Source organism: Streptomyces sp. NPDC005281 (assembly GCF_040607495.1).
Taxonomy (GTDB): domain Bacteria; phylum Actinomycetota; class Actinomycetes; order Streptomycetales; family Streptomycetaceae; genus Streptomyces.
On record NZ_JBEXGX010000022.1, the window covers coordinates 147,764 to 157,418 of the forward strand.

Genomic DNA, 9,655 nt, shown 5'->3' on the forward strand with positions numbered 1-9,655 from the left:
TCAGAACTGATTCGTTGGGTAAGGTGGAGGGATGAGAGCCGCCGAACAGGGCAGGACAGACAGCCGGACGCCCAGCCACGCACCCAATCGCCTGGACCGCCGCAAGGCGCGCACGCGAGCCGCGCTGGTCGCCGCCGCGCAGCGGTTTCTCGCCGAACAGGGGCGAGCAGACGTGAGCATCCAGGAGCTCACCGAGGCGGCGGACGTCGGCTTCGGCTCCTTCTACAACCACTTCACCAGCAAAGACGAGCTGTTCGACGCCGCCGTCGCCCTTACTCTGGAGCAACACGGCACACTTCTGGACTCCGTCGTAGGAGACCTGAAGGACCCGGCGGAGATCTTCGCAGCCAGCGTCCGCCTAACTGGCCGCTTGCAGCGTAACCACCCGCAAATCGCCAGAATCCTGGTGCGAACCGGAATGCCCTACCTGAGCTCCGACGGTGGCCTCGCCCCGCGAGCGATGCGGGACCTGCAGGCTGCCTCCGACAGCGGGCGGCTGGACATCGACGATCCCCACACCGCCGTCGCCATGGTCGGCGGCGCCCTGCTCGGAGTGCTGCACCTTCTGGAGACCCGCCCCGACCTCGACACCGAGCGCGTCACCGATCAACTGGCCTTCCGTCTCCTGTGCATGTTCGGCATGACGCGCGCCGAAGCACAGGAGATCGCCACCCGGCCCCTGCCATCGCCGCCACCGGCCTGACCTGTCTACTACCGCACCAATCTCACGATGCGGCAGCTCGCACCCTTCTTCGCGGTCTCCCCCGGCCACAGCGCGCGGGACTGTCCAATCAACGGCCCTGTCTCGCTTTCAGTGGTGACGGGGCGTGCTGCTATCCGAGGAGGATGCGGTGCCGAAGCAGGGTGAAGCCTGCTCGTCCGTGCATCTGGCGTGCGATCCGTTCGGTCTTGGTGTTGACGCCCTCGGTGGGGCCGTTGCTGTACGGAAGCGTGAGCCCGGCGATCACGGCGTCGACGTCCCGGTCCAGGCCCAGGGTGAAGGAACGTAGATGGGGCAGGTCGGCTGCTCGGACTTGGGTGATCCAGCGCGTGAGCGCGTCGGCATTGTCGGCGTGCGGCGTAAGGAGTGGGGCGAAGTCCCTGATTATCCGTGGCCAGTTGAGTCATCTCGGGGCAGGCGGTGGTGAGCTTGGCCAAGAGCTCGTGCTGCTCGGCCTTGAGATTGTCGGGCCTGGTCAGCAGCATCGGGCGAGCCTGCGCGGGAAGATATGACTGCGGTCGGTGTCCGCGCGGCCCTGGTTGATGTACTTGTGCGGGAGGTTCAGCAGCCCGTGAAGCCGAGGGCTTTGATCGCTTCGAAGAGGTGCTAGACGGGGACGCCGAGGTCATCGGCTCGGCGTTCGCGCAGGTGCTCGTTGTAGGGGTCGACGAGGCCGGCGCGGTACTTGGGGACGCGGAGCATGCGCTCGGGCCGATCGGTGCGGGCGTAGCCTTTGACGGTGTTCAGAGCCAGTTGGAGACGGCGGGCGCATTCGAGCGAGCCGACGCCCTGGTCGAGCAGCCCGTGGACCTGGTGCCGGCGTTCCAGGGTGGTCCGGGCGCGGGGCCCGTCGTAGATCGGCGCGTCCAGCACGGTGGCCCAACAGGCGCTGTGCGCCTTGACCTCGCTCAGAGCGGCTTCGCACAGGTTGTGCCACACATGCCACCGGTCCGCGACCTGCACTGCGTCAGGCAGGGCGCGCCGGATCGCCTCAGCGTAGGTCGCCGAGCCGTCACGGCACACGATCTCGATGCCTGGGTGCTCGCGCAGCCACGCCTCCAGGGTGTCGGGCGTGCGGCCGGGCAGCACGTCGATCCGCTCATGAGTCTCGGCATCGATGATCACGGTGGCGTAGCGGTGCCTCCGGCGCAGTGCGAAGTCGTCGACGCCGATCGCGCGGGGCACCCGCCCGATGGGCAACGGGATCCGCAGCAGAGCGCGCAGGGCCGTGTGACGCGACAGGCTCACCGCCAATATCGCCAGCAGACGAGCCCCGGCCCGGCCCGCCAACTCCTGGACCACGGCCTTTACTTGCCTGGTCCGGCGGGTCGCACGCTGCTGGTACCGGTCCAGGACGCCGGGCACCTGTTCGCGGAAGGTGTGGCGGCAGCCGCGCGTGGGACACACCGGACGCCGCACCCGCACACGGACCACCGCCCGTCGTTCATCGACCGGCACGTCCGCGACTGTCCGCCGGTGATAGCCGTGCACGCGTTCCGAGGGGGCCTCGCACACCGGGCAGACCTCAGTGTCCCGCGGAGTCCGTGCCCGCACCACGATCCGCTGACCTTCGTCGACCGCATCCTCGATGACCAGCGGGACAAGCCCGAAGAGACCGTCTGCACAGGCTCGTTGACATCCTTCACGTGAATGCCAACGACCCTCACGACTCCCCGTCACCACCGAAAGCGAGACAGGGCCGTTGATTGGACAGTCCCCGATGCGGCAGGCGAGGCTGGAGATCTTCCACTGGCTCACGTACTACAACGCCCGCAGGTGCCACAGCGCCCTCAACTGCCCTTCGTCTGCCGAGTTCGAACGGCAGTAGCAGCAAGAACGTAGACTTACCCTCGCGGCATCGGGGTCACCCCACCCGTCCGGGACACCGTCAGTAGGCACCGTGCCGACGCAGGGAGCGCGGGCGGCCGTCGGGATCGGCGACGACCCGGTAGAGCGGATCGGTCAGGGCCCGCGTGATGCGGGACAGGTGCGGCGGGTGATAGGTGCGCAGCCGTCCCGACGGTCGCGGACCGTGGCCGCCGCCGTCGTGCCACGCGTCCAGAGCGGCGGCCGAGTCGGCGTAGGCCGCAAAGGCGCGGCCCGGTTCGCAGAGTGCAGCCGCTTCCCCGTCCCCGTCGCGGTCGAGGTGTTCGAGATTCAACGACAACCGCAGCTCGCGCGCGAAGACGCGGGCGCCGTCACCCAGGCCGCCGGGGTCCATCGGTTCACGGGAGTCACGGGTCTCGTCGAGGACAGCGCAGCTGAGTTCCGAATCGTGCGTCCAGGAGCGCCGGTTGACGTTGTCGGAACCGACCGAGGCCCAGACATCGTCGATGACACAGACCTTGGCATGGACGTACACGGGCGTCCCGGCGTGATTCTCCAGGCTGTAGACGGCCACCCGGTCGCCGCCGGCCCGGCGCAGGACTTCCAGGGCGCGAATCCGGCCCAGCAGATTCATCGGTGTACTGATCCGCCCTTCCTGGTCCGGTAGCGGCGGCAGGACGGCGATCATTCGCAGGCCCGGATGATCCGCGAGAGCCTGAGCGAACGGCTGGACGGCACTCTCCGACCACAAGTACTGGTCCTCCAGGTAGATCAGCCGGCGTGCCCGCCGCAGGGACTTCGTGTAGGCGCGGGCGATGCTGCGTTCACCGTCGGGAGCGAACGGATAGCCCCTGAGGCGGTTCGGGTAGGTGCGCAGGATCTGGACCGTGTGGGAACCGCGGGGGCCCGGGTCGGGTTGCTGTACCGGGAGCGGATCCGCCCGTGTGTCCTCGCCCCGGAGTGCCGCCCGAAGCCGGCTGCGCGGGCTGCGACTGAGCGGAGCCGGGTCCGTCCACCGCTCACGGAACGTGGCCTCGACATCCCCGACGGCGGGCCCGCGCACCGCCAGCTGGACGTCATGCCAGGGCGGACGGGAACCGTAGGCGTCGGCGATGGGTTGCGCCAGCGGGTCACCCTGATGAGCGGCGTCGTCCCGACGGCTGTGGCACAGATCGATCCCGCCGACGAAGGCGACGTCCTGCTCGGGCCGACCCGGGTGGCGCAGCACCACGAACTTTTGATGGTGCGAGCCGCCCGGCCGCACCCGCATGTCGAGCAGGCACTCCCCTCCCGCCTCCTCGATCTCCTCACCCAGGTGGTAGTTCTCCTGTTCGCTGAACTGGAACCGGTCCAGGTGCGAGCGCCACACCAACCCCTTGACGACGACACCGCGGCGTGCGGCGTCGCACAACACGTCGCCGATAGCGCTGCCCGGACCGTCCAGCAGCTCGTCAGGGTCACCCCGCCAGTCCGTGAACATCAATATGTCGCCGGCCCGCTGCGCCCGCACGGCCGCGAGCAGCTCGGCGAAGTACACCGCCCCGTGTACCAGGGGGCGGACGTCGTTGCCCGTGGACCACGCGGCACCGTCGGCATGACGGCGGTCCACACGTGATGCGGGATTCCCCCGCTGAGCGGGGGTGAGCAGCCAGTCGGCGCGTTCCACGTGGCAGTCCTTCCAGCCGACGGCCCTTCCGGGATCTCCTGGTAGATCCGTTACCCCCTGAGCGCGTGACCACGCGGTTCCTGGTCCGCCAGTCCTGCGAAGCCCTCTTCCGTGTCGTTCACACCCACACTCTGGCAAAGAGCGGCAAGCGCCGCGCAGCCCTCGCCGAGGCCGACATGCCTGCACCCTGCTGACTGGTGCGCCCGGCGACGAGGTGCCCTTCTGGGCGCTGGCCTGGGGCCGCCAGCCGCGTCGGTGTACTCCCGCACCGCCAAGGTCCACGAGACCTCAGGAGACCATCACTGACCTTTTCGAGTTGCCTTCGGGTGGTGACGGTGGGTGATCCCTGCGGTATGCCGGTGTGATGCGGTATGCGGATGGTGGGGGCCTGACTGCTGAGCGGCGGGCTGCACGTGAGGGGATCCGGCTGGAGGCCGGGCGGAGGTTCGCACGGGGTGACAGGTCCTCGGACATCGCCAAGGACCTGCGGGTGAGCGAGCGTTCGGTGGAGCTCTGGCGTCGGGCCTGGCGTGAGGGCGGCATGGCGGGTCTGAAATCGAAGGGACCCGCGAATCTGCCGAAGCTGTCGGACGAACGGTTCGCCCTGCTGGAAGAAGAGCTGGCCAAAGGGCCGGCCGCGCATGGCTGGGAGGATCAGCGGTGGACGCTGGAACGCGTCAGAACGCTGATCGGCCGCCAGTTCCAGGTCAGTTGCTCCATCGCGGGAGTGTGGCGACTGCTGCACCGTCACGGCTGGTCCTGGCAGAGCCCGGCCCGTCGCGCGCTGGAACGTGACGAGCATGCGGTCGGGCTCTGGAAGAAGGACGTGTGGCCGCAGGTGGAAGCACCGCGGCGGCGCTCGGAGCCTACATCGTCTTCGAGGACGAGGCCGGGTTCGCGATGACGCCGCCACGAGGGCGCACCTGGGGCCGGCGCGGACAGACTCCCGTGGTGAGAGTGCGGGGACGCTCCCGGCGCCGGATCTCGGTCGCCGCGATGTGCTGCTACCGGCCCGGCGAAAGGTCCCGGCTGATCTACCGGCCCCGTTTCCACCTGCTCCTCAAAGGAGCACGCAAGTTTTTCCTGGCAGGACTACCGCGACCTCCTGGTCCGAGCTCACCTGCAGCTCGGCGCCCCGATCGTTGTCATCTGGGACTGTGAGGATGGGGTGTCCCGTTCGGGACCGCGGCCTGACCCGGTCTGGGACTGACCATCGTGTCCGGAGTATTGATCTGTCGGCCGTGGTCCTGAACGGGTTTGCCGGCACCGGGTCGGCGGATGTGTCCCGATAGGGGCTTCGCGGCCAGCACCTTCACAGTCTTGACCACTCGTCCGCCCGGTGCCGGTCCTCCGCCATCGGCTCGGACGAGGAGAGACATGACAGCCCTGAGCAAGTTGCAGGATGAGAGCGCAGAGAACTTGCCGGCTGGAAGGCCGGAGGTTGTCCTGGGTGTCGATACCCACAAGGACGTGCACGTAGCCGCGGTGGTCACCCAGCTGGGCGCATTACTGGGGACGTGCCCCTTCCCCGCCACCGCAGCCGGTTACCGCGAGCTGCTGGACTGGGCTCGTTCCTTCGGCTCAGTACGCCGAGCCGGCGTGGAAGGCACTGGTTCCTACGGCGCGGCCCTGTGCCGTTACCTTAACGCCGAGAACCTGCAGGTGATCGAGGTCAATCGGCCAGACCGTGCCGCGCGCCGCCGGTCGGGCAAGAGCGACGCGGTCGACGCGGAGGCAGCGGCCCGTGCCGTGCTGGGAGGCCGGGCCACGGCCAGCCCCAAGCACACCGGCGGGACGGTGGAGGACCTACGCGTGTCCAAGACCGTCAAAGACTCCGCCGTCAGGGCCCGGACCCAGGCGATCAACCAGCTCAAGGCGATTTTGGTGAGCGCCGACCCGGAACTAGGAGAGTCCCTGGCGCCATTGAGTAACGTCGCACTCTTCGATGTGTGCGCCCGCCTTGATCCGGAGACCACCGCCGTCCATCAGGCCCTGAACCTGCTCGCCGTGCGGATCCAGCAACTGTCCGACCAGGTCAACGCCCTCACCCGACGCATCGCCGCCGCCATCAAAGACCATAATCCCGCGCTCCTACAGATTCAGGGCGTGGGACCCGACAGCGCGGCCGCACTCTTGGTCGCGGCCGGCGAAAACCACGACCGCCTGGGCAACGAGGCCTCCTTCGCGGCCCTCTGCGGCGTCAATCCCGTCGAGCACTCCTCGGGACGGCGCAGGCGAGTGATGACGATGCGGTAGAGGGCAGCGTTGGCCTGCCGGTTACCTCCGCGGTTCAGCCTCCGTCGCTGGGTCTTTCCAGAAGACTGCTCGACCGGGCTGACGCCGCATAGCGCGGCGAACGACGCCTCGCTGGCCAGCCGTTCCGGATTGTCGCCTGCGGCAATCAACAGGGCAGCTGCGCTGTCGGGCCCAACCCCGATGATGTCTAGCAACTCCGGACGGCATCGACGAACGGCCTTGGTGACCCGGCAGACGAGTTCCTTCACCTCAGCGGTCAGTTGCTGGATGCGCCGGGCCAGCAGCCGGAGCGTGAAGACGGCGGCGTCGCCTGAGTCGGGCAGGTCTGCGCAGGTGGCGATCAGGGCCGTATTGCTGAGGTCGGACAGCGTCTCGCGTAGTTCGGGATCGATGCCGAGGCGCCAAGTGGCCGATCGCCTCGACGACTTGGGCGATGCGCTGTGGATCCGTTGCAGTGAAGATGGACTGGCCGTGGACCGGCTCGAGAGCGGCAAGCGTCTCGTTCAGGTGCAGCAGGGCGCGCGTCCTGGGCGCTGCTGCTTCCAGTGTGCTTGTTCGGTCCGGCTCGCCGACGCTGTTTTGGCCCGCCCAGTCCTGTACAGCCCGTGCCCCGGCGGCTGCGGTTGCGGCGATGGATAGGTGGCCTTGACGATCGAGCTCAACGAGGTGGCCCTCGTCGACTGAGGCGCCGGGGTGGTCCCGACTGGGAATCACTGCGGCGACCGAGGCCAGGAGTGGTTGAGCGTAGATGATGCTGGCGTAGACCTGCGCTGCGGCGCCCATCCAGTCGTGGTCATCGGCGTCGGCGACCCGCGCGGTGAGCAGTTCCAGCACGTCTCGGGCGTGCCCGGCGGCTTCGGGAAGTTCGGGCCCGCAGGCGACGAGCAGGTTCCAGTCTCCGATGAGGACCTCCTCACCGGCGCTGTCGTACGGGCTGAGCAGGTCAGCTCGGATGTATGCGGCGTCGGTACTTCGAGCCTGCTTGAGAATCTCGTCTGCGGCACGCATGGAAATCCCCGTCCGCGCAGCCACCTCGGTCAGCACTTCCTGATCGGGAAGGACTTCGGTGCCCGCGGTGACCAGAACCCCCAGGCACGGCCCGCTTGCTGCGCGCTGTCCAGCGCCGGCGGGTTGTGGTGAGGTGACCCCCGGAGTGTGGACACAGGGGTTCATGCTGCGAGTGAGAGTTTAGTTGTCTTGTGGTGCTGTTGTTCGAACTCCATCGGGGAGAGGTAGTCCAAGGCGCTGTGGCGTCGGCGGGCGTTGTAGTAAGTGAGCCACTGAAAGATCTCCAGCCTCGCCTGTCGCATCGTCAAGAACAGTTTCCCGTGCATCGTTTCTCGCTTCAGTCCCTGCCAGAAGCTCTCGGCCAGAGCGTTGTCGTAACTCGAGCCAACCCTGCCCATGCTCCTGCGGATGCCATAGCGGTCACAGACCTGAGCGAACGCGGCTGAGGTGTACTGCGCCCCGCGGTCCGCGTGGAAGATCACTCCGGCCACGTGGCCGCCGCGGGCGGCGACCGCGTTGTGGAGCGCGTCGATGACGAGTTCGGCCCGCATGTGCGGGGCCATCGACCAGCCGAGCACCCGGCGGGACCGGATGTCCACGACACAGGCCAGGTAGAGCCAGGCCGCTCCGACCTGCACGTATGTAATGTCGCCGCACCACTTCTCGTCCAGAGCGTCGGCGGTGAAGTCCCGCCGGACCAGGTCCGCAACAGGCGGCGCGAGGCGGTCCGGGAGCGTGGTGCGCTTCTTCTTCCGCAGGTGGCGGCCGACGATCTCGTGCTTACGCATCAGGCGCGCGACCCGCTTGCGGTTGACCGTGTGGCCGAAGCCGCGCAGCTCGGCATGGACTCGCAACGCGCCGTAGTTCCCGCAGTGTTCGGCGTGGATCTCGCGGATCTCGGCGACCAGCACGTCATCGGCGGCCTGCCGCTCCGCCCGCGCTCCGGTGCCGGCGATCCACCGGTAGTAGCCCGAGCGGGAGACCTCCAACACCCGGCATATCCGCTTGACGCCGAACACCTCGGCATGGGCGGAGACGAAGTCCCAAGCGGCGGTCTTCACTTCATCTCCCGGGCAAAATACGCCGCTGCTCGGCGCAGGATCTCCCGCTCCAGCTGCCATTCCTTCTCGTTCTTCTGCAGCCGGGCGTTCTCCGCCCGCAGCCGGGCCAGCTCCGCCTCGGTGTCCTGCGACGAGCCGGCGGCGGCCGGCGGTGCGTCCGCGTCGCGCACCCAGGTCCGCAGCGTCTCGGGGTTGACGTTCAAATCGATGGCGACGTCCTTGAACGTCCGCCTGCCGGCCGAAGCCCGCCACAACGCAATGGCGTCGGACCGAAACTCCGCACTGTACTTCGAGGGCCGTGCCACAGAGATCTACACCTTCCAGGATCAACAAGATCCATTGTCAGGTGTGTCCACACCACGGGGATCACCTCACGCGGGGTTCAGCCCGAGGAGGTAGGCGATGCGCGCCGGTCCCCAGCGGCGCAGGACACGGACCTTGATGATCCGCCGCTCGGTACGGGTCGGTGTCCGGCGCGGGCTCGCGTGCGGGCGTGAGGAGCGGTCGGCCATGCCCGCCTCGCCCAGCTCGCGGTAGCGGCCGGCCCACCGCTGAGCCGTCGTGGGCGAGACCTGGAAGCGTTCGGCGGCCCGGCGCAGCGGCCAGGCCGCCTCGACGACGCAGCGGGCCAGACGCAGCCGTCCGGTCTCGGTCAGCGGTGCATTACGGTGGGGCACGAGGGCCTTTCGGTCGGTGTAGACGTCGCAATCCACACCGAACCCGGAAGGCCCTCATCCGTTCAAGATCCCCCAGCCGAGATCTCGCTCACCTGTCCACAACCTCCCGGGACAGAACATCTAGGGCGCCCCACCCCAGTACATCGCTGATTCACCTGATCACCCGCCTCGTCGTATATTTTCCGCAGTTGTGCTGCTCTCCGCAGCCGAATCGGTGATCCTCGCCGAGACACGTTTTGCTCCTGCCGAGTGCTTGACGGGGCGTAGTCTCCACGGCCCAAGCCACACTGGCGGTGAAACTGGGCAAGCTCTGAACACCAAGCGTGGGAAAGCCCGCGGGGTTAAGAAGTCATCTCATTTGGTTCGATAGGCTGTCGATCGTGGTTTCGATCGTTGAGCGGCTGGTGCCGGATGAGTTGTGGGAGTTGTTCCAGCGGGT

The 9,655-nt window shown here is 67.9% G+C and carries 6 protein-coding genes and 4 pseudogenes; 4 read left to right on the plus strand and 6 right to left on the minus strand.

The window, feature by feature from the left end; genetic code table 11:
- Window positions 1-31: 31 nt before the first annotated feature.
- Window positions 32-703 carry a TetR/AcrR family transcriptional regulator gene (locus ABZV42_RS28420; RefSeq protein WP_355990240.1) on the plus strand — a complete coding sequence of 224 codons (672 nt, stop codon included), beginning with the start codon at window positions 32-34 and terminating at the stop codon, window positions 701-703.
- A 130-nt stretch (window positions 704-833) separates the two neighbouring features.
- Here the strand turns inward: ABZV42_RS28420 and ABZV42_RS28425 are convergent.
- Both ABZV42_RS28425 and ABZV42_RS28430 read right to left on the minus strand, forming a co-directional pair.
- Window positions 834-2,317: pseudogene (locus tag ABZV42_RS28425) on the minus strand (ISL3 family transposase).
- A 292-nt stretch (window positions 2,318-2,609) separates the two neighbouring features.
- Window positions 2,610-4,214, minus strand: coding sequence for a phospholipase D family protein (locus tag ABZV42_RS28430; protein WP_355990238.1), 1,605 nt, complete (start codon window positions 4,212-4,214; stop codon window positions 2,610-2,612).
- Window positions 4,215-4,578: 364 nt separating this feature from the next.
- On the opposite strand from ABZV42_RS28430, the gene ABZV42_RS28435 reads away from it, so the two are divergent.
- The 3 genes and pseudogenes from ABZV42_RS28435 (at window position 4,579) to ABZV42_RS28445 (ending at window position 6,470) form a co-directional block, all read left to right on the plus strand.
- The gene (locus tag ABZV42_RS28435) at window positions 4,579-5,118 is read left to right on the plus strand and encodes a winged helix-turn-helix domain-containing protein (RefSeq protein WP_355990271.1); all 540 of its coding nucleotides are present in this window, start codon (window positions 4,579-4,581) and stop codon (window positions 5,116-5,118) included.
- Window positions 5,115-5,370, plus strand: a pseudogene (locus ABZV42_RS28440) (DDE endonuclease); the annotation flags it as partial. The gene ABZV42_RS28435 and the pseudogene ABZV42_RS28440, both read left to right, overlap by 4 nt.
- 221 nt (window positions 5,371-5,591) lie before the next feature.
- A complete protein-coding gene (locus ABZV42_RS28445; protein WP_356054181.1) occupies window positions 5,592-6,470 on the plus strand; it encodes an IS110 family transposase in 879 nt (292 codons plus the stop codon).
- On the opposite strand, the pseudogene ABZV42_RS28450 reads toward ABZV42_RS28445, so the two are convergent.
- The 4 genes and pseudogenes from ABZV42_RS28450 to ABZV42_RS28465 form a co-directional block, all read right to left on the minus strand.
- Window positions 6,443-6,670, minus strand: a pseudogene (locus tag ABZV42_RS28450) (transposase); the annotation flags it as partial. The gene ABZV42_RS28445 and the pseudogene ABZV42_RS28450 sit on opposite strands and share 28 nt — an antisense overlap.
- A gap of 49 nt (window positions 6,671-6,719) precedes the next feature.
- Window positions 6,720-7,514 carry a hypothetical protein gene (locus ABZV42_RS28455; protein WP_355991654.1) on the minus strand — a complete coding sequence of 265 codons (795 nt, stop codon included), beginning with the start codon at window positions 7,512-7,514 and terminating at the stop codon, window positions 6,720-6,722.
- Window positions 7,515-7,639: 125 nt separating this feature from the next.
- Window positions 7,640-8,844, minus strand: a protein-coding gene (locus ABZV42_RS28460) for an IS3 family transposase (RefSeq protein ID WP_356054183.1) whose coding sequence is annotated in 2 segments (ribosomal slippage) — window positions 7,640-8,604 and window positions 8,604-8,844 — 1,206 coding nt in all. Because the reading frame shifts where the segments join, the coding sequence is not laid out codon by codon here.
- 69 nt (window positions 8,845-8,913) lie between these two features.
- A pseudogene (locus ABZV42_RS28465) lies at window positions 8,914-9,216 on the minus strand (leucine zipper domain-containing protein); the annotation flags it as partial.
- Window positions 9,217-9,655 lie beyond the last annotated feature (439 nt).